General features: G+C 68.2%; 18 protein-coding genes and 1 pseudogene. 9 read left to right on the forward strand and 10 right to left on the reverse strand.

The genetic code is table 11. The features are described from left to right. Positions 1–38: 38 nt before the first annotated feature. A complete protein-coding gene (locus EHO50_RS17120) occupies positions 39–734 on the forward strand; it encodes a formyltransferase family protein (RefSeq protein WP_128431011.1) in 696 nt (231 codons plus the stop codon). Between the two features lie 63 nt (positions 735–797). Here EHO50_RS17120 and EHO50_RS45855 read toward each other — a convergent pair whose 3' ends face one another. Next, positions 798–1,040 carry a Beta-galactosidase C-terminal domain gene (locus EHO50_RS45855; protein WP_342786950.1) on the reverse strand — a complete coding sequence of 81 codons (243 nt, stop codon included), beginning with the start codon at positions 1,038–1,040 and terminating at the stop codon, positions 798–800. Between EHO50_RS45855 and EHO50_RS17130 the strand changes: the two genes are divergently transcribed. Then, on the forward strand, positions 977–1,795 hold the full coding sequence (locus tag EHO50_RS17130) for a glycoside hydrolase family 2 TIM barrel-domain containing protein (protein ID WP_246101199.1): 819 nt from the start codon (positions 977–979) through the stop codon (positions 1,793–1,795). The two genes, EHO50_RS45855 and EHO50_RS17130, sit on opposite strands and share 64 nt — an antisense overlap. A gap of 5 nt (positions 1,796–1,800) precedes the next feature. Here EHO50_RS17130 and EHO50_RS17135 read toward each other — a convergent pair whose 3' ends face one another. The 4 genes from EHO50_RS17135 to argG all read right to left on the reverse strand — a co-directional run bounded on the left by EHO50_RS17135 (position 1,801) and on the right by argG (position 5,772). Then, complete coding sequence (locus tag EHO50_RS17135) at positions 1,801–3,330, reverse strand: helix-turn-helix domain-containing protein (protein WP_128431012.1); 1,530 nt, start codon at positions 3,328–3,330, stop codon at positions 1,801–1,803. A 64-nt stretch (positions 3,331–3,394) separates the two neighbouring features. Further along, positions 3,395–3,592, reverse strand: a complete 198-nt coding sequence (locus EHO50_RS17140) for a DUF4236 domain-containing protein (RefSeq protein ID WP_128431013.1) — start codon at positions 3,590–3,592, stop codon at positions 3,395–3,397. A gap of 70 nt (positions 3,593–3,662) precedes the next feature. After that, the gene (locus EHO50_RS17145; protein ID WP_128431014.1) at positions 3,663–4,202 is read right to left on the reverse strand and encodes a P-loop nucleotide/nucleoside kinase family protein; all 540 of its coding nucleotides are present in this window, start codon (positions 4,200–4,202) and stop codon (positions 3,663–3,665) included. 115 nt (positions 4,203–4,317) lie between these two features. After that, entirely contained in the window at positions 4,318–5,772 is a 1,455-nt protein-coding gene (argG, locus tag EHO50_RS17150; RefSeq protein ID WP_128431268.1) for an argininosuccinate synthase, read from the reverse strand. 316 nt (positions 5,773–6,088) lie between these two features. Here argG and acnA point away from each other — a divergent pair, with 316 nt between their 5' ends. Next, the gene (gene acnA, locus EHO50_RS17155) at positions 6,089–8,806 is read left to right on the forward strand and encodes an aconitate hydratase AcnA (RefSeq protein WP_128431015.1); all 2,718 of its coding nucleotides are present in this window, start codon (positions 6,089–6,091) and stop codon (positions 8,804–8,806) included. 43 nt (positions 8,807–8,849) lie between these two features. On the opposite strand, the gene EHO50_RS17160 is transcribed toward acnA, so the two are convergent. After that, positions 8,850–9,152 (reverse strand): transposase, encoded by a 303-nt coding sequence (locus EHO50_RS17160; RefSeq protein WP_246101225.1) that lies wholly within the window; start codon positions 9,150–9,152, stop codon positions 8,850–8,852. Continuing rightward, positions 9,061–10,011, reverse strand: coding sequence for an RNA-guided endonuclease InsQ/TnpB family protein (locus EHO50_RS45095; protein WP_246101231.1), 951 nt, complete (start codon positions 10,009–10,011; stop codon positions 9,061–9,063). Before EHO50_RS45095 ends, EHO50_RS17160 begins: the two co-directional genes overlap by 92 nt. Before the next feature lie 149 nt (positions 10,012–10,160). Between EHO50_RS45095 and EHO50_RS17170 the strand changes: the two are divergent. After that, a pseudogene (locus tag EHO50_RS17170) lies at positions 10,161–10,560 on the forward strand (sensor histidine kinase); the annotation flags it as partial. Between the two features lie 3 nt (positions 10,561–10,563). Here the strand turns inward: EHO50_RS17170 and EHO50_RS17175 are convergent. Further along, positions 10,564–11,814, reverse strand: a complete 1,251-nt coding sequence (locus EHO50_RS17175) for an MFS transporter (RefSeq protein ID WP_246101200.1) — start codon at positions 11,812–11,814, stop codon at positions 10,564–10,566. A gap of 29 nt (positions 11,815–11,843) precedes the next feature. Continuing rightward, complete coding sequence (locus EHO50_RS17180) at positions 11,844–12,593, reverse strand: GntR family transcriptional regulator (protein WP_128431016.1); 750 nt, start codon at positions 12,591–12,593, stop codon at positions 11,844–11,846. Positions 12,594–12,976: 383 nt separating this feature from the next. Between EHO50_RS17180 and EHO50_RS17185 the strand changes: the two genes are divergently transcribed. The 3 genes from EHO50_RS17185 to EHO50_RS17195 all read left to right on the forward strand — a co-directional run bounded on the left by EHO50_RS17185 (position 12,977) and on the right by EHO50_RS17195 (position 16,425). Continuing rightward, positions 12,977–14,071: a lytic polysaccharide monooxygenase auxiliary activity family 9 protein gene (locus EHO50_RS17185; protein WP_128431017.1), complete on the forward strand. Its 1,095-nt coding sequence runs from the start codon at positions 12,977–12,979 to the stop codon at positions 14,069–14,071. A gap of 192 nt (positions 14,072–14,263) precedes the next feature. Continuing rightward, positions 14,264–15,529, forward strand: coding sequence for a glycosyltransferase family 4 protein (locus EHO50_RS17190; RefSeq protein ID WP_128431018.1), 1,266 nt, complete (start codon positions 14,264–14,266; stop codon positions 15,527–15,529). Continuing rightward, on the forward strand, positions 15,526–16,425 hold the full coding sequence (locus EHO50_RS17195) for a transferase (protein WP_128431019.1): 900 nt from the start codon (positions 15,526–15,528) through the stop codon (positions 16,423–16,425). Before EHO50_RS17190 ends, EHO50_RS17195 begins: the two co-directional genes overlap by 4 nt. 179 nt (positions 16,426–16,604) lie before the next feature. On the opposite strand, the gene EHO50_RS17200 is transcribed toward EHO50_RS17195, so the two are convergent. Next, positions 16,605–17,648 carry an acetylxylan esterase gene (locus EHO50_RS17200; RefSeq protein ID WP_128431020.1) on the reverse strand — a complete coding sequence of 348 codons (1,044 nt, stop codon included), beginning with the start codon at positions 17,646–17,648 and terminating at the stop codon, positions 16,605–16,607. 185 nt (positions 17,649–17,833) lie between these two features. On the opposite strand from EHO50_RS17200, the gene EHO50_RS17205 reads away from it, so the two are divergent. Next, a complete protein-coding gene (locus EHO50_RS17205; RefSeq protein WP_128431021.1) occupies positions 17,834–18,829 on the forward strand; it encodes an ABC transporter permease in 996 nt (331 codons plus the stop codon). After that, on the forward strand, positions 18,823–19,695 hold the full coding sequence (locus EHO50_RS17210) for a carbohydrate ABC transporter permease (protein WP_128431022.1): 873 nt from the start codon (positions 18,823–18,825) through the stop codon (positions 19,693–19,695). Before EHO50_RS17205 ends, EHO50_RS17210 begins: the two co-directional genes overlap by 7 nt. Positions 19,696–19,705 lie beyond the last annotated feature (10 nt).

The following is a 19,705-nucleotide window of genomic DNA, read 5'->3' on the forward strand; positions in this document are numbered from 1 at the left end:
CCGAACAGACACCTGACCAGCGACCGCGGAGAGCGCGAGTGAACATCTACATTTCAGGACGAGGGGCATTCGCCGTACAGGTCGCGGAGGCCCTGCTGGACGAAGGACACCGGATCGTGGGCGTGGCCGCCCCCCGGCTGCGCAACGGGCACTCCGACGAGAGCAACGCGTTGTCCTGGGACCGGCTGCGCGCCTGGGCCTACCCCAGGGGAATCCACTGGACGGACTCGGTCGAGCTGCGCGCCATGCATGTCCCGGACGGAGTGGACATCATCATCGCCGCGCACTCACACGCCTTCATCGGCCGCCGGACGCGTGCCAGGGCCGAGGTCGCCGCCATCGGCTATCACCCCAGCCTGCTGCCGTTGCACCGCGGCCGGGACGCGATCCGATGGACGATCCGCGACGGTGACAAGGTGACGGGCGGGAGCGTCTACCACCTCACCGAGCGCACCGACGGCGGCCCCATCGCCGCACAGGAGCACCTGTTCGTGCCCCCGGGCTCGACCGCGCAGAGCCTGTGGCGCGAGCACCTGGCCCCGCTGGGTGTGCGGTTGCTCCTGCGGGTGGTCGCCGACCTCGCCGAGGGCAGGCGGATCGAGGTCCCGCAGGAGGAAGAGCTGGCGACCTGGGAGCCGGCGATGGGCGCACCACCCCTGTTCAAACCCGAACTGATAGCGCTGCCCGGCACGGAGGCCGTCGACGGCAGCAGGTGGGCACTCCACGTGGGGTGAGCCGAGGCTCCTGTGCCGGTGACCAAGAGGCCGTACACCTCTCGACGGCACAGGAGCCTCGGCCTACGGTCGGCGCGGCTCGCGCACCACGGCAAGGCCCCCGTCGGGAACGGTGACCGAGCCGTGGACGGACTTGCCGGTGAGGAGTTCCACACCGTGGGCCGGGATCTCGGCGCCCGCTCCGGAGTGGTCGATGAGGAACAGGTAGTCCGCGTCGGGAGCTCGGCGCCAACGCCGTCCGGATGGCGCACTACCAGCACGACCAGAAGGACTACAACCTCGCCGACGAACACGGGCTGGTCGTATGGGCGGAGATTCCGCTGGTCAACTCCGTCACCGACTCGACAGCCTTCACCGCGAGCACCCAGAACCAACTGCGTGAGCTGATCCGGCAGAACTACAACCACCCGTCGATCGCGTTCTGGGGCATCGGCAACGAACTCACCGACTACAACGGCACCGCCACGAACACCCTGCTCGCCTCACTGGCCGGCATCATCGAGTCCGAGGACCCCGACCGGCTCTCCACCTACGCGGTGCGTGGCGAAGACCCCGACGACGCGCAGTCCGGGCTGCACACGCGGACAACAGGCTTCAACAAGTACTTCGGCTGGTACTACGGCTCCAAGGACGGCGAACTCGGTGCATGGGCCGACAGCCTGCACGCGAACTCCCCGTCCCGCAGGATCGCCATGTCGGAGTACGGCGTGGGCGCGAACCCCACCCAGCACGCCCTCAACCCGCCGAAGCCCGAACCGGGTGGATCCTGGCACCCCGAGGAGTACCAGTCGCTGTTCCACGAAGCGGCCTGGAAGCAGCTCGCCGCCCGCCCGTACATCTGGGGCACGTTCGTCTGGGACATGTTCGACTTCGCCTCCGACGGCCGCAACGAAGGAGGCCGGCCCGGGATCAACGACAAGGGCCTGGTCACCCACGACCGGCAGATCCACATCTTCAGGTGGACCGGCATCACCCTGAAGCAGGGCGAGAACACCGTGGCAGTGACCGCGACCATCAACGGAGCCACCTACACCGACAGCGTCGTGTGGACTCTCGGCTGAGGCCTCTAAATGTCCCGGAAGATCTCGATCTGTGCCCCGATGGAGTTCAGTCGCTCGGCGAGGTCCTCGTAACCGCGGTTGATGACGTACACGTTCCGCAGTACGGACGTGCCCTCCGCCGCCATCATCGCCAGCAGGACGACCACGGCGGGCCGCAGGGCGGGCGGGCACATCATCTCGGCGGCGCGCCAGCGGGTCGGGCCCTCGACCAGGACGCGGTGCGGGTCCAGCAACTGCAGGCGGCCGCCGAGGCGGTTGAGGTCGGTCAGGTAGATCGCGCGGTTGTCGTAGACCCAGTCGTGGATGAGGGTCTTGCCCGACGCGACGGCCGCGATGGCCGCGAAGAACGGGACGTTGTCGATGTTCAGGCCCGGGAACGGCATCGGGTGGATCTTGTCGATCGGCGCCTCCAGTTTGGAGGGCCGGACGGTGAGGTCCACCAGCCGGGTACGGCCGTTGTCGGCGAAGTACTCGGGCGTACGGTCGTGGTCGAGGCCCATCTCCTCCAGGACCGCCAGCTCGATCTCCAGGAACTCGATCGGCACCCGGCACACCGTCAGCTCCGACTCGGTGACCACGGCGGCCGCCAGCAGGCTCATCGCCTCGACCGGGTCCTCGGACGGCGAGTAGTCCACGTCCACGTCGATGTTCGGTACGCCGTGCACGGTGAGTGTGGTGGTGCCGATGCCCTCGACCCGGACGCCGAGCGCCTCGAGGAAGAAGCAGAGGTCCTGGACCATGTAGTTGGAGGACGCGTTGCGGATGACGGTCACGCCGTCGTGCCGCGCGGCGGCCAGCAGCGCGTTCTCGGTCACGGTGTCGCCGCGCTCGGTCAGCACGATCGGCCGGTCGGGGCGTACGCCACGGTCGACCATGGCGTGGTACTGGCCCTCGGTCGCCGCCACGTCCAGGCCGAACCGGCGCAGCGCGATCATGTGCGGCTCGATGGTCCGCGTACCGAGGTCGCAGCCGCCGGCGTACGGCAGCTTGAAGTGGGTCATACGGTGCAGCAGCGGGCCGAGGAACATGATGATGGACCGCGTGCGTACGGCGGCCTCGGCGTCGATCGCCGCCATGTTCAGCTCGGCCGGCGGCACGATCTCCAGATCGACGCCGTCGTTGATCCAACGGGTGCGCACACCGATGGAGTTGAGGACCTCCAGGAGGCGGTAGACCTCCTCGATGCGGGCGACGCGGCGCAGCACCGTGCGGCCCTTGTTGAGCAGCGAGGCGCACAGCAGGGCCACGCAGGCGTTCTTGCTGGTCTTGACGTCGATGGAGCCGGACAGTCGACGTCCGCCGACGACCCTCAGATGCATCGGACCGGCGTATCCCAGGGACACGATCTCGCTGTCCAAGGCCTCACCGATTCGGGCGATCATCTCAAGGCTGATGTTCTGGTTGCCGCGCTCGATGCGATTGACGGCGCTCTGGGAGGTGCCGAGCGCCTCGGCCAGCTGCGTCTGTGTCCAGCCTCGGTGTTGCCGGGCGTCACGGATGAGCTTGCCGATGCGTACGAGGTAATCGTCTGCCATGAGGTTGAGGTTATCTCAGATATGAGATGGCACATCCCAGGGGGGCTGTTCGGGTGACGGGCCGTCAATGTCGCCTGGCGGAACGCGTGCGACGCCATCCGAAAGGTCCGGGCAAATCCATCGATGTCGTACGACGTCCGGTGCTGCTGTGTGTGCGTCGTGGACCGTGCTTACCGCCGGTGGTGATGGACCAGGAGTGCCGGTTGATGTTCAGCCGCACTCCGGGCAGGATCCGAAAACTCTTGCGGAACGTGAGGGGCATGAATGCCTCCCTCCGAGGTTGCGGTACTTGTCCCTCGGTTACCCCGACTTGGCCGATTGATGGCAGCTCCTCATGGAGAGGGTGCGGGGACGGTGTCCGCGACCAGCCGGGCGACCTGTGACGGAGACAGCCGGGCGGTGTCGACGACCTTGCCCTCTCGGGTGAGCCACGGCAGGGCGTCGAGGTAGGCGGCGCGATGGTCGAGGCGCCATTGGCGGGCTTTCGGGAACCGGGTGTTGGTCTCGCCGTCCGACTCGATCCGCTCGGTGAGCGTGTCCGGGTCGCCGTGGAGTACGAAGTGGTGGACCGGGATGCCGTACTTCTCCAGGCCGCTGCGGATCTCCGTCCAGTACTGCTCGACGAGCACCGTCTGGGGGACGACCAGCGTCCCGCCGATGTAGCCGAGCAACTGCGCGGCGCTCTCCACCACCAGGTGGCGCCATGGCGGCCAGTGCTGGAAGTCATCCACCCGGGGGAGCTTCTCGACGTGCCCCAGCATGTAGCCGACCTGCTCGGTGTCGAAGATCGTCGCGTCCGGAACGAGGCCGACCAACTCGTTGGCTGTGGTCGTCTTGCCCGCGCCGAAGGTTCCGTTCAGCCAGATGATCACCAGGTGAGCCTAGTCGCGCGGGCCCTGGGGCAGGCGGGGAATGCGCCGAAAAAGGCCGGCTCGGCGCACTCGGCGCCGAGTCGGCCTTTCGTGGGGTCCGTCTCCTCGTGGTCGGTCAGTCCGTGCCCGACTCCATCGCGGCGCGGTCCAGCAGGGCGTCCTGCTCGGAGACCTCGCCGCGCGAGGCGATGGCCTCGGCGCCGCCCTCGGGCATCTCCGGCATGGTGCCGATGAGCCCGGTCGCAGCCGCCTGGGAGGCGCCGACGGCGGGGCTGCCGGTGCCGATCAGGCCGAGGCCGACGTACTGCTCCAGCTTGGCGCGCGAGTCGGCGATGTCGAGGTTGCGCATGGTGAGCTGGCCGATCCGGTCCACCGGTCCGAACGCCGAGTCCTCGGTGCGCTCCATCGACAGCTTGTCCGGGTGGTAGCTGAACGCCGGGCCGGTGGTGTCGAGGATCGAGTAGTCCTCGCCGCGCCGCAGGCGCAGGGTGACCTCGCCGGTGATCGCCGCGCCGACCCACCGCTGCAGCGACTCGCGGATCATCAGCGCCTGCGGGTCCAGCCAGCGACCCTCGTACATGAGGCGACCCAGGCGCCGGCCCTCGTTGTGGTACTGGGCGAGGGTGTCCTCGTTGTGGATCGCGTTGACCAGACGCTCGTACGCGGCGTGCAGCAGAGCCATGCCGGGCGCCTCGTAGATGCCGCGGCTCTTGGCCTCGATGATCCGGTTCTCGATCTGGTCCGACATGCCCAGGCCGTGGCGGCCGCCGATGGCGTTGGCCTCCATCACCAGGTCGACGGGGGAGGCGAACTCCTTGCCGTTGATGGTGACCGGGCGGCCCTGCTCGAAGCCGACCGTCACGTCCTCGGCGGCGATCTCGACCGACGGGTCCCAGAACCGCACGCCCATGATGGGCTCGACGGTCTCGACGCCGGTGTCCAGGTGCTCCAGGGTCTTGGCCTCGTGGGTGGCGCCCCAGATGTTGGCGTCGGTGGAGTACGCCTTCTCGGTGCTGTCCCGGTAGGGCAGGTCGTGGGCGACCAGCCACTCGGACATCTCCTTGCGGCCGCCGAGCTCGGTCACGAAGTCCGCGTCCAGCCAGGGCTTGTAGATCCGCAGGTTCGGGTTGGCCAGCAGGCCGTACCGGTAGAACCGCTCGATGTCGTTGCCCTTGAAGGTCGAGCCGTCGCCCCAGATCTGGACGTCGTCCTCGAGCATCGCCCGCACCAGCAGGGTGCCGGTGACGGCACGGCCGAGCGGCGTGGTGTTGAAGTACGCCCGCCCGCCCGAGCGGATGTGGAACGCCCCGCAGGTGAGTGCGGCCAGGCCCTCCTCGACCAGCGCCGCCCGGCAGTCGACCAGGCGCGCGACCTCGGCGCCGTAGGTCTTCGCGCGGCCGGGCACCGAGGCGATGTCGGGCTCGTCGTACTGGCCGATGTCGGCGGTGTAGGTGCACGGGACGGCGCCCTTGTCGCGCATCCAGGCGACCGCGACCGAGGTGTCGAGTCCGCCCGAGAAGGCGATGCCGACGCGCTCGCCGGTGGGGAGGGAGGTGAGGACCTTGGACATAGGAAGAGTATGCATGATTGCGCATGATCATGCAAAGGGGGTGCGCCGAAGGCCTCTCTTCATGGGGAACTTCATGAGGAACTTCATGGGAAGAAGGGCTCTGGCGCGCGCGGGAGGGAGGCTGGGCATGACCATCCCGGCCCCATGTACTAGAGTTATCTCGACATCGAGATATCTGCCGAGGTGCACCGCAGCCGCGCGGCATCCCCGGTCCGACGGTAAGGGTTACCTAACTTAGCCTTACCTTAGCGGATCGGCCAAGTAGTCGTCGCGGCAGGATCGTGGTGGTACGCGCACATCAATGAAGGAGACTGTCGTGTCGGCGAACAGCTTCGACGCCCGCAGCACGCTGCAGGTGGGCGACGAGTCGTACGAGATCTTCCGGCTGGACAAGGTCGAGGGCGCCGCGCGCCTCCCCTACAGCCTGAAGGTGCTGCTGGAGAACCTCCTCCGCACCGAGGACGGCGCGAACATCACCGCCGACCACATCCGCGCCCTCGGCAGCTGGGACTCCCAGGCCCAGCCGTCGCAGGAGATCCAGTTCACGCCGGCCCGCGTGATCATGCAGGACTTCACCGGCGTGCCCTGTGTCGTCGACCTCGCCACCATGCGTGAGGCCGTCAAGGAGCTCGGCGGCGACCCGGCGAAGGTCAACCCGCTCTCCCCGGCCGAGCTGGTCATCGACCACTCCGTCATCGCCGACAAGTTCGGCACCAACGACGCCTTCGCGCAGAACGTCGAGCTGGAGTACGGCCGCAACCGCGAGCGCTACCAGTTCCTGCGCTGGGGCCAGACCGCCTTCGACGACTTCAAGGTCGTCCCGCCGGGCACCGGCATCGTCCACCAGGTCAACATCGAGCACCTCGCTCGGACCGTCATGGTGCGTAACGGCCAGGCCTACCCCGACACCCTCGTCGGCACCGACTCGCACACCACCATGGTCAACGGCCTCGGTGTCCTGGGCTGGGGCGTCGGCGGCATCGAGGCCGAGGCCGCGATGCTCGGCCAGCCGGTCTCCATGCTCATCCCGCGCGTCGTCGGCTTCAAGCTGACCGGTGAGCTCAAGCCCGGCACCACCGCCACCGACCTCGTGCTGACCATCACCGAGATGCTCCGCAAGCACGGCGTCGTCGGCAAGTTCGTCGAGTTCTACGGCGAGGGCGTCGCCGCCACCTCCCTCGCGAACCGCGCCACCATCGGCAACATGTCGCCGGAGTTCGGCTCGACCGCCGCGATCTTCCCGATCGACGGCGAGACCATCAAGTACCTGAAGCTCACCGGCCGCTCCGAGCAGCAGCTCGCGCTCGTCGAGGCGTACGCCAAGGAGCAGGGCCTCTGGCTGGACCCGAAGGCCGAGCCCGACTTCTCCGAGAAGCTCGAGCTGGACCTGTCGACGGTCGTCCCGTCCATCGCCGGTCCGAAGCGCCCGCAGGACCGCATTGTCCTCGCCAACGCTGCCGAGCAGTTCAAGCAGGACGTGCGCAACTACGTCGACGACGTCGACGAGGCGGGCAAGGAGTCCTTCCCGGCCTCCGACGCTCCGGCCGTCCACCCCAACGGCGCCCCGTCCAACCCGGTCACCGTCACCGCCCCCGACGGCTCGACCTACGAGATCGACCACGGTGCGGTGACGGTCGCGGCCATCACCTCCTGCACCAACACCTCCAACCCGTACGTCATGGTCGCCGCCGCGCTCGTCGCGAAGAAGGCCGTGGAGAAGGGTCTGACCCGCAAGCCGTGGGTCAAGACCACCCTCGCCCCGGGTTCGAAGGTCGTCACCGACTACTTCGACAAGGCGGGCCTGACCCCGTACCTCGACAAGGTCGGCTTCAACCTCGTCGGCTACGGCTGCACCACCTGCATCGGCAACTCCGGCCCGCTGCCGGAGGAGGTCTCCAAGGCCGTCAACGACCACGACCTCGCGGTCACCTCGGTCCTCTCCGGCAACCGGAACTTCGAGGGCCGGATCAACCCCGACGTCAAGATGAACTACCTGGCCTCCCCGCCGCTGGTCGTCGCGTACGCCCTCGCGGGATCCATGAAGGTGGACATCACGCGCGACGCCCTGGGCACCGACCAGGACGGCAACCCGGTCTTCCTGAAGGACATCTGGCCCTCCGAGGCCGAGGTCAACGACGTCGTGGCGAACGCCATCGGCGAGGACATGTTCAACAAGTCCTACTCCGACGTCTTCGCGGGCGACGCCCAGTGGCAGGCGCTGCCGATCCCGACCGGCAACACCTTCGAGTGGGACGCCGAGTCGACCTACGTCCGCAAGCCCCCGTACTTCGAGGGCATGACGATGGAGACCACCCCGGTCTCCGACATCACCGGCGCCCGCGTCCTCGCCAAGCTCGGCGACTCGGTGACGACGGACCACATCTCGCCCGCCGGTGCCATCAAGGCCGACACCCCGGCCGGCAAGTACCTCACCGAGCACGGTGTGGAGCGTCGTGACTTCAACTCCTACGGCTCCCGCCGAGGCAACCACGAGGTCATGATCCGCGGTACGTTCGCCAACATCCGCCTGCGCAACCAGATCGCGCCGGGCACCGAGGGCGGCTACACCCGCGACTTCACCCAGGACGGCGGTCCGGTGTCGTTCATCTACGACGCCTCCCGCAACTACATCGAGCAGGGCGTCCCGCTGGCCATCCTGGCCGGCAAGGAGTACGGCTCCGGCTCGTCCCGCGACTGGGCCGCCAAGGGCACCGCGCTGCTCGGCGTCAAGGCCGTCATCGCCGAGTCGTACGAGCGCATCCACCGCTCGAACCTCATCGGCATGGGCGTCCTGCCGCTCCAGTTCCCGGAGGGCGCGAGCGCCGAGTCCCTCGGCCTGACCGGCGAGGAGACCTTCTCCTTCACCGGCGTCGAGGAGCTCAACAACGGCACCACGCCGCGCACGGTCAAGGTCACCACCGACACGGGCGTCGAGTTCGACGCGGTCGTCCGCATCGACACCCCCGGTGAGGCCGACTACTACCGCAACGGCGGCATCATGCAGTACGTGCTGCGCAGCCTGATCCGCAATTGATGTGCCCCTTGGCATGAGTGCCTAGGGTTCTGGCCGTCGCCCTTCACGGGGCGGCGGCCAGTGCTGCACGCATCCGAGCGCCACTCGTTTGGCCTCTCGCCCCCGCCTGGAGACTGCGCGTGCTCTTGGTGACCGTGTCGCCCATCCGGCGTGCACGGGCCTCGATTTCGATCGAGGCGATGTGATCCGCGTGGTCGAGGTGTCCACAGTGAACGCAAGCGAACTCTCGGCCGCAACGGAGACGGTTCCTCGGATCACGCTTCTTGCAAGAAGGGCACGTCTGGGATGTTCCCTGTGGGGGGACCGGACGTAGATCGCTCCCATACAGGGGGCATTTGTATGCCAGTTGGCGACGCCGTTCGCCAGGAGTGTTGTCCAGAACACCTCTGGTTGTGAGTGAAGTCGAGCCTTCTTCTGGCTTGCCTGGCCCGGAGCGCTCCGATCGCGGCAATCGTGCGCATCAGCCGTTTTGAACGCGCACCACGGTTGTACTTCTCGGCATATGTGAGTTGGCGCTCCTTCCGTTGTTCCAGAGCCGTTAGGCGTTTCTCCTCACCGGCTGTCAGCGTGGGGCGCATGGACCGTCCCGTCGGCTCAGTGGACACCCATGCCGAGATGGAGACCCCGAAGTCGACACCGCAGCCGGGGCCTCCGTTGGGGGCTGCCGGCTTGGCGCCGGAGTGAACACCGAGGGAGACGTGCCATCCAAGTCCGTCACAGGCGATGGTCGCGTTGCGAATGGCTCCACCCACCGCTCGGGAAAGCCTGATTCTCAGCCACCCCAGAACCGGGAAACGGATCTCCGCCCAGTGCCTGTTGAGCTTGCGGAACTGGACCGCCTGGCCGGTGAAGGGAATCCCCATTCGATCGCCACGGCGCTTGAAGGCAGGGGGACCTGCCGGATGATCAGAGTTGGCCATGTTGGCGAACGCTCGATCAAGGCGGCGCAGGATCTGCTGTCCGGACTGGGCCGGGAGGTCACGGATCCAGTTGACGGAGGGATCGGCGTCATTTCGGATCTCGGTCAACAGGACACACTGCTCTGCTGACCACACCCAACTTCCGTCATGCTTGCGGCCGACCATCAGTCGGTGGTCGAGAGCGAGATTCCGCAGGGCACGTGCGTCATGCCCCCATTCGATCAGGATCCGCTCCTGATCTGCGCGCGGATAGGCGCGATATTTCCGTCCGGCATCAGCCCTCATGGTCCACCTCCCTGGCTGTTAAACGGACTAACGCCCAGGTGGCGAATGGGTTACGGCGCGTGTGTGCGATCGCCGACAGTTCGTTCAGCGGGTGGGGAGCCGACGGTGCCGCCTCGCGCGAGATAGCGGTCGCCATTCCGGGTGCCTGAGGCCAAGAGGCCCCGCTGCAGCAGGCGGTGGCCCACCTGCTGGCCAACGTGCGCGTGCACACGCCTACGGGACGACGGTCCAGGCCACGGTGGAGGCACAGGACAGGCACCGCGTCGTCCTGCGGATCCGCGATGACGGCCCCGGCAGCCCGCCCGCCCTGATCCAAACGGTCTTCGACCGCTTCACCCGCGCCGACACCTCCCGCCCCCGAAGAGGCCCGCACACGGCGGATCCGGGCTGGGCATCGTCGTCGTGGCTGCGATCGTGTCGGCACACGGTGGGCGGATCGAGGTCGAGAGCGAGCCGGGCCGTACGGAGTTCACCATATGGCTCCCCCTCGCGGTGACGCTTCCGATGGCGCTGCTCCCGGACGCGGCGACTGCGGGGCAGCGCGTCTGAGGATCAGGTCCCCATGCGTCGGCGGACGAGCGCGGCGGCTTCCTCCTTCGGCGCGGTGCGCATGCTGCGAAGCGGTGACAGGAAGGTCGGGACGGCACTGAGCGTCATGCCGACCGCACCGATCCACAAGGTGGCCGTCGCGCCGAACGCCGAGCCGAGAGCTCCACCCGACAGTCCGCCCAGCGGAATCCCGCCCCAGGAGACGAAGCGGGCCGTCGCGCTCACCCGGCCCAGGAGCCGATCCGGGGCGAGGACCTGCTGGAAGCTCGACTGGGCAACTACGCGCACGACGCCGCCCAGCGAGAGGCCCGCGAGCCCGACGGCCGCCGCGTACACGCTCCACCCCGGTCGGGCCGACGCCATTAAGGCCGTCGGGGGACAAGTGACGAGCGGCGCCAGCCAGATGACCGGCCCCTGTCCGACCCACCGTGAAATGCGGGTCGCCACCAGCGCCCCGACGAGCGCACCACCCCCCATCCCTGACAGAACGGCGCCGATACCGAAGGAGCCGAGGCCGATTTCCCTCTCCAGGAAGACCAGCAGCATGGCCTGATACATGACCAGAAAGAGATTGAACGTCGCGTCGCCCAGCATGATCGCGCGCAGGCCGGGATTCCGGAGCACGAATTTCAGGCCGTCCCTGATTTCCCGGCCCAGTTGGGGAGGCCGACTCGGCTCCGGCTTCCGCTCGCGTTTGCGGATGCCGATCGCGAGTACTCCCGACAAGGCCATCCCGGCCGAACCCACCAGCACCGTCACGGGCGCCCCGACGCAGTCGACCATCGGCCCTGCCAGCCCGGGCCCGCTGATACTGGTCGTCGAGCGAATCGCCGAGAGCTTCGAGTTGCTCTCCATGAGATGGTCGCGCCCCACCAGATGCGGCAGATAGCTGACGTACGCGACGTCGAAGAAGACCGTCAGCACCCCATGAACCAGTGCCACCGCGTACAGCCACCAGATGCTCAGCAGATCCGCCCACCACGCCAACGGGATGGTGAGCAGGACCAGTGCCCTCGCCAGATCGGTGCTGATCAGCACCGATCGCTTCCGCATCCGGTCCACCCAGGCGCCGGCCGGCAGCCCGACAAGGAGCGAGCCCGCCGTCGTCATCGTGGTCAGCAGTCCGACCTGGAACTCGTCGGCCTGCAAAGCCGTGAGGGCGACCAGCGGAAGCGCCAGGAACACGACGCGGTCCCCCAGTTGACCGAATGCGGTGGCGGCGAACAGCCGGCGGAAATCCGGATCCCGTAACACTCCGGGCCGGGGGAGTATCGATATACGGGTCACTTGGTGTGCCGCTCAACCGCGAACTCGTAGGCCACTTCCCGCCGTGCGTCCGGAATGACGATGTCGGCGGTTTCCACCGGACGTCCGTCGGTGTCGTAAATAATGCGCTCGATCCGGAGCACCAGATCCCCGACGCCGACACCCAGGAGGTTCGCCTGTTCTCGGGTGGCGCGAGCCGGGCGCGGCAGCTCGATCACCGTTTCGATGTCCACGCCGATGGCGCGCATCCGCTCGACCACTCCCTTTCCCGCGAGCGGCCCCTTTTCGGGCAGCATGATCGGTGTTCCGTCCGTGATGGCCATCGGTTCCCAGGAATCCGAGAGCTGGACCGGCTGCCCGTCGGCGAGGAACTCGTAGTGGGTGTTGATGCAGAGATCGCCGGGTCCGATCGCGAGCCGCTCGGCGATCGCCGCCGGGGCCGGGACCCGGACCTCGCTGTGCGCATCCCAGGCCCCGGCCCTGCCCCGCTCCTTCATGGCGGCGAGCGACGGAGCGCCGTGCCGCGAGCGGACCATCCGCAGGCGCTCACGCGGCACCCGGACGTACGTCCCCGAGCCCGCGCGCCCTTCGAGGAGGCCCTCGACGATCAAGTGGTCCACGGCCCGCTGCGTGACATTGCGCCCGACCCCGTACTCCTCGGCGAGCCGCGCCCGCGACGGCAGCCGCTCCCCGATCGCCCACTCGCCCGCGAGGATCCGCGCATGCAGCGCGTCGGCCACTTCCAGGTAAGGCGCCTGTCGGGGCATGCACGACCCTCCGGTTGCTCTGCTGCACGGCAGCTCACGACTGCAATGGAGTTGGGAAGCTACTGCACCGCGGGAAAGCTGATGGAGCAGCAATACGCTCGGCGTTCACCGCGACGCCCGCGCCCGCCTCCCCTCCGGTTCCTCTCGCGCCAGGCGTTTACAACCACGCCCCACGGCGCTACCTTCCGCAAGAGACGGGGTGGGAGCGCTCCCATAGGGCGGTGGACCGGAACCCGCCGCTCCGGCCCGCTCCTACCCCGCACCCACAAGCGCGACCCGCACGCACCTGCAAGCGCCACCCGCACGCACGCGCGCGCACCAACGCACGCATCCTCACACACGCATCCGCACGCCCCGTACCTCAAGGAACGGACTCGTCTGTCATGATCCTGACAACCTTGCGCGCGGCGGACGCCCCGCCCCGCCGATTAACTCTCCCCACCCGCGCCAGAGCCCTCTTCCTCGTCCTGGTCTCCCTGCTCGCGACCATCCCGGCCGTCGCCCTGGTCATGAGCACCGGCGGCGAGGCAGAGGCCCACGGCACCCCCATGAAGCCGGGCAGCCGCACCTTCCTGTGCTGGCAGGACGGCCTCACCGACACCGGTGAGATCAAACCGGTCAACCCGGCCTGCAGGGCGGCCCAACAGATCAGCGGCACCACGCCGTTCTACAACTGGTTCTCGGTGCTCCGCTCCGACGGCGCCGGCCGCACCCGTGGCTTCGTGCCCGACGGTGAACTGTGCAGTGGCGGCAACACCAACTTCACCGGCTTCAACGTGCCGCGCGACGACTGGCCGCTCACCCACCTCACCTCCGGCGCGACGGTCGACTTCTCCTACAACGCCTGGGCGGCGCACCCGGGTTGGTTCTACGTCTACATCACCAAGGACGGCTTCGATCCGAAGCAGGCCCTCACCTGGGACGACATGGAGGAGCGGCCCTTCCTGTCGGTCGACCACCCGCCGCTCAACGGCTCCCCGGGCACGGTCGAGGCCAACTACTCCTGGACAGGAAAGCTTCCTGACAACAAGTCGGGCCGCCACATCGTCTACATGGTCTGGCAGCGCTCCGACAGTCAGGAAACCTTCTACTCCTGCTCCGACATCGTCTTCGACGGCGGCAACGGCGAGGTGACCGGCATCAAGGAGCCGGGCAACCCGACCGATCCGGTGCCCGGCGAGTGCTCCGCCACCCGCCGCACGACCGGCAGTTGGTCCGGCGGCTACCAGTCCGAGGTGACCGTCACCAACTCCGGCGACGTCCCGATGCTCGGCTGGATGGTCGACTGGAAGCTCCCCGCCGGGCAGAAGGTCGAAAGCCTGTGGAGCGGCAACGCGACCTACAACGGCCAGGACGTGATGGTCCACAACGCCGACTGGAACGGCTCCCTGAGTCCCGGTCAGAGCACGACGTTCGGCTACGTCGTCTCCGGCTCGGGCGGAGACAGTACGACGACTCTGCCCTGCCGAGTCGGCTGAACCCCCGTTCGGTGCGGACCCGGTGGGCGTCGAGCCGTCGCCGCCGGGTCCGTCGCCGCCGGGTCCGTTGCCCGCCGGGGCCGTCATCGACCGTGCACGGCAGAGTCCGAGGAGTGCCGAAGGAGTGTTTGACAGGAAAACAAACTGGTAACAGCGGGCAACTGAAAGACATCCGGCTTGGTCTAGCCCGCCATGAAGATCTCTTTCCTGCTGCACAACGCCTACGGGATCGGAGGCACGATCACCACCACGTTCAATCTGGCCCAGGCGCTGGCCGAGCGGCACGAGGTGGAGATCGTCTCCGTGCTGCGCCACCGGGAACGCCCGAACTTCACCCTGGACCCGAGGGTGTCCTTACGGCCCCTGGTGGATCTGCGCCACGAGAAGGAACACCCCCTGCATCTGAGACCGGCAAGAGTGTTTCCTGTTGCCGAGTACCGCTACCAGCAGTACAGCGAGCTGACCGACCAGCGGATCGGGGAGTGTCTGGCGGCGATCGACGCCGACGTCGTCATCGGCACCCGGCCGGGCCTCAACGTGCACCTCGCGCTCCAGGCACCGGAGCACGTCGTCCGCGTCGGGCAGGAGCACCTCACCCTCGACAACCATCCACCCCGGCTGCGCACCGCCCTGCGCCGGGCCTACCGCCGACTCGACGTGCTCACCACGGTCACCGAGGCGGACGCCGCCGCCTACCGGCGCAAGATGCGGCTGCCGGGCGTCCGGGTGGCGGCTCTCCCGAACAGCGTCCCCGATCCGGTGCTGCCCGCGGCGGACGGCACCGCGAAGGTGGTGGTCGCGGCCGGCCGACTGGTCCCGGTGAAGCGTTACGACCTGCTCGTCGAGGCCTTCGCCCTGGTCACCGCCGAACGCCCCGACTGGCAGCTGCGCATCTACGGCAAGGGGGAGGAGTACGCCCGGCTGCGGCAGCTCGTCCACCGCCTCGGCCTGAGCGAGAACGTCTTCCTGATGGGCGCGGCCGCCCCCATGGAGGCGGAGTGGGTCAAGGGCTCGATCGGCGCGGCCGCGTCCAACTTCGAGCCGTTCGGCATGACCATCGTCGAGGCGATGCGCTGCGGTCTGCCGGTGGTGAGCACCGACTGCCCGTACGGGCCCGGCGAGATCATCGAGGACGGCGTCGACGGCCGGCTGGTCCCGGTAGGGGACCGGGACGCGCTGGGCGCCGCCCTGCTGGACCTGGTCCGCGACGACGAGCGACGCCGGCGGATGGGCCGTACGGCGATGGAGAACGCGCGACGGTTCGCCCCGGTCCCGGTCGTGGAGCAGGCGGAGCGCCTGATCGGCGAGGCGATGTCGGCTCGCAGGGCCGGGCAGCTGGTCACGCCGCAGAGCGGCCGAATACAACGCGCCCTGGTCAGCCAGGGCTTCGCCGCACGCGACGCCGCGTATGCAGTGGCCTCCGGCGCCCTGCGCACGGTACGGAGGGGACGTCGATGAACACCCAACCCGACAAGTCACGCGACACGACGCGCGACAAGACCCGTGACACGACTCATGACGCGCACCTTCGGGTCCACTGCACGGCCGCCGCGGACGGCCGGATCACCTTCGTCCTTCAGCAACCAGCGACCGCCGCCCTCCAGTCGCCCCAGCTGCTGCTGAGGCTGCGCCCCAAGAAGGGCCAACCCGAAAAGCTCCTGCATGTGCTCGATCTGGAGCTCGCGGACGACAGCCGCCTGAGCGCCGTCCTGGAACCGCAGCCCACACTCGCCGAGGGCCGGTGGGACGTCTACCTGCTCCCCGCACCTGGAGCGCAACGACAGCGCATGCGCCCCGGGCTGCGCGACCAGCGCGCCCTGGTCGACGGACACACCCGTGACCACCCGTCACCGGTGGCCGTGCGCATCCCGTACACCACCAAGGACGGCTACCTCGCGGTGCGGACCTGGCTGCGCACCGCCCACGCGGAGGTCGAGCGGCTCGACGTCACGGACCGGTCCATGACGGTCAGGGCCCGGCTGCACGGCGCCACGCTCGCCGAGACAGCCGCGGCCGTACGGCTGCGCCGGCGGGGCGGTGACGGTGTCGTACGGACGTTGGGGCCGCAGGCCGAGAGCGACGGCCGGGCGTTCTCCTTCACCGTGGACTACGAGGAGTTGGCCGCAGACCACGGGCCGACTGCCGGCGCCGGAGCCCGAGTCTGGGACATCTCCGTCCAGCCCGGACCCGCCGCGGGAACCCCTCCCATCCGGATCGGCCGCCTGCTGGACGATGTGGCGGACCGCAAGGAGATCTTCGTCTATCCGACCGCCGCGGTCGGCGATGTCACCGTGCGCCCCTACTTCACGGTCGACAACGACCTCTCCGTGGAGGTGGCGGCCGCGACGGAGTGATGTCGGTTCTCGGGCGGACCCGGTGGGCGTTGAGCCGTCGTCCACCGGGTCCGCGAGCCGGACGGGCCCGAGGGGGGAAGTGGGACCGTCCGGTCGGTGAGTGGCTTGCGTGACGTCGCGGTGCGACAACGTTGTCGACTGGTCCGTGCATGACTCTATCGCGTCAACGGACAACGACGTCAAGCCAGTTGGGCGTCGCTGGGCGCCGGGCGGACCACCGGTGCGGTCGGCTGAGGTGCGTCCAACACATCGGCCAGCCAGTCCAGTTGGCGGCGCACATGCACCGCGTCGCCGCCTTCGTGGCCGTTGAACGGGTAGGCGTGGAGCTCCTTGCGCGGATCGGCGCCCGACAGTTCGGCATAGCGGTTGAAGGCGCCGTACGCCCCGCTCGGCGGGCACACCGTGTCGCGCAGGCCGACCCCGAAGTGGACCGGCGCGAGGGCGCGGCGGGCGAAGGCGATCCCCTCCATGTAGGAGAGCGTGTCGTACGCGGCCCGCTCGGCGCCCCGGTGCACGGAGAGGTACGCGGCGATCTCGCCGTACGGTGACGCGTCGGTGAGGTCGAGTGCGCGCCGGATGCCGCACAGGAACGGGGCGGTGACCAGGAGCGCGGCGAGGTCGGGGACCAGTCCCGCGACGGCCAGGGCGAGCCCGCCGCCCTGACTGTTGCCGACGGCGGCGATGTGTGCGGCGTCCACGCCCGGCAGTGCGCGCAGTGCCGCGACCGCACGTACCGCGTCTGTGATCAGGCGGCGGTAGTGGTAGTCGTGCGGGGACAGCAGGCCGCGAACCGCGGGGCCCGGTCCGCCCGGCGCCGTGGCGTGCGGGTCCGGGGTGGCGCCGCCGTTGCCGTACTGGTCGCCCTGGCCCCTGTTGTCCATCAGCAGATGCGCGTACCCGGCGTTCACCCAGGTCAGCCGCTCGTGCGGGAGGCCGCGGCCGCGGCCGTAGCCGGCGTACTCGACGACGGCGGGCAGCGGTTCGCGTACCCCGGCCGGTCTGCTGAACCACGCCCGCACCGGATCGCCGGCGAACCCCCGGAACGTCACGTCCCAGGTCTCGGTGAGCCGCAGACCGGTCGCCACCGGGTCGGCCGACACCAACACCTCTTGCCGGGCCGCCTCCTTGAGGGTGTCGTGCCAGAACTCGTCGAAGTCGTCGGGCTCCTGGGGGTCCGGGCGGTAGCGCTCCAGGTCCTTGAGCGGCAGGTCGAACGCGGGCAATGGCCACCTCCGATTGTTGCGCCTCTGTCGCAGAATGTTTCGCCGTCTCTGGCTCGCTCCAGTAACAGTCTTCCCAACTGACCTTCCGTGTCAGCCCCATTGACAGCCATTACACCCGCCCCTAACCTCGCCGCAAAGTTGCCGGTACGACTCCGAAACTTTCGGTGCCACCGGGAGGCCACCGCATGAGCAGCACCTCCACCACGTCGGCTCCACCGCCCGGCACCCAGGAGCCGCCGCCGACCAAGGCTCCACCCCGCCGAGGGCGGCGTACCAAGCGCACCGGCTGGCGGTCGGCGCTGCGCCGGGACTGGCAGCTGTACTCGCTGGCCGTGCTGCCGCTGCTGTTCTTCCTGGTCTTCCGCTATCTGCCGATGATCGGCAACGTGATCGCCTTCCGGCGCTTCGAGCCGGGCGGTTCGATCTTCGGTGAGCAGTGGGTGGGCCTGCGCTATGTCGAGATGTTCCTCAGCGACCCCACCTTCTGGCAGGTGTTCCGGAACACCCTGTGGCTCGGCGGGCTCACGCTCGTCTTCTGCTTCCCGATCCCGATCGTCCTGGCGCTGCTGCTCAACGAGGTGCGCCGGCGTTCGCTGAAACGATTCGTGCAGTCGGTGTCGTATCTGCCGCACTTCCTGTCGATCGTGATCGTCGCGGGCATCACGATGCAGATGCTCGCCACGGACGGCCCGATCAACCACGCGCTGGGCTGGTTCGGCCACGAGCCCATCCGGTTCATCCAGGAACCCGAGTGGTTCCGCACCGTCTACATCGGTTCCGAGATCTGGCAGACCGCCGGCTGGGGCACGATCCTCTATCTCGCCGCGCTCACCACCATCGACGAGGACCTCTACGAGGCCGCCCGCATCGACGGCGCCAACCGCTGGCAGCAGATCTGGCACGTCACCCTGCCCGGCATCCGCCCGACCATGATCACGCTGCTGATCCTCAACATCGGCACGTTCATGGCAGTCGGCTTCGAGAAGGTCCTGCTGCTGTACAACCCGCTGACCTATCCGACCGCCGACGTGATCTCGACGTATCTGTACCGCACGGGCGTCGAGTCCAACAGCTTCAGCTACGCCGCCGCCATCGGGCTGTTCGAGGCGATCATCGGCCTGGTGCTGATCACGTCCGCGAACCAGCTCTCACGCCGCACAGTGGGGACCAGCCTGTGGTGAAGCCGAGCCGTTCCTACCGCGTCTTCCAGGGCGTCAACGGCGTCATCCTCACCCTGGTCGTGATCGTCACCCTGTACCCGTTCGCCAACATCGTCGCCCGCTCGTTCAGTTCGGAGCGGCAGATCCGGGCCGGTGAGGTGACGCTGTGGCCCGAGGGGTTCAACCTCACCACGTACAAGATCGTTTTCCAGGACTCGGTCTTCTGGCGGAACTACGGCAACACCGTGCTGTACACGGTGGTCGCCACCGCCGTCGCCATGGTCCTGACCACCTGTTACGCCTACGTCCTGTCGAAGAAGCACCTCAAGGGACGCGGCGTACTGGTCGGCGTCGCCGTGTTCACCATGTTCTTCACCGGCGGCCTGATCCCCAACTACGTCCTGGTCACCAGCCTCGGCCTGAAGAACAGCGTCTGGGCCATAGCGCTCCCCAACGCGATCAGCGTGTTCAACCTGCTGGTCATGAAGGCCTTCTTCGAGAGTCTGCCGACCGAACTGGAGGAGGCCGCGCAGATCGACGGCCTGAGTACGTACGGCACTCTGCTGCGGATCGTGCTGCCCCTGTCGAAGGCGGTCGTCGCGACGATGGTGCTGTTCTACTCGGTGTCCTTCTGGAACTCCTGGTTCAGCGCCTTCCTCTACATGGACAAATCCGAGCTCATGCCGGTCACCGTCTATCTGCGCAACCTCATCTCCGGCGCCACCACGGGCGGCAACGCCGGTGCCGCCGACGCGCAGCTCAGCCAGGTCGGGGCCAACATCCAGGCCGTCACGATCGTGCTGACCTCGCTGCCGATCCTCTGCGTGTACCCGTTCGTCCAGCGCTACTTCGTCTCGGGCGTGATGCTCGGCGCGGTCAAGGGCTAACAAAGGAGTG

The sequence above is a fragment of the Streptomyces cyaneus genome, assembly GCF_004028635.1.
Classification (GTDB): Bacteria; Actinomycetota; Actinomycetes; order Streptomycetales; family Streptomycetaceae; genus Streptomyces; species Streptomyces cyaneus.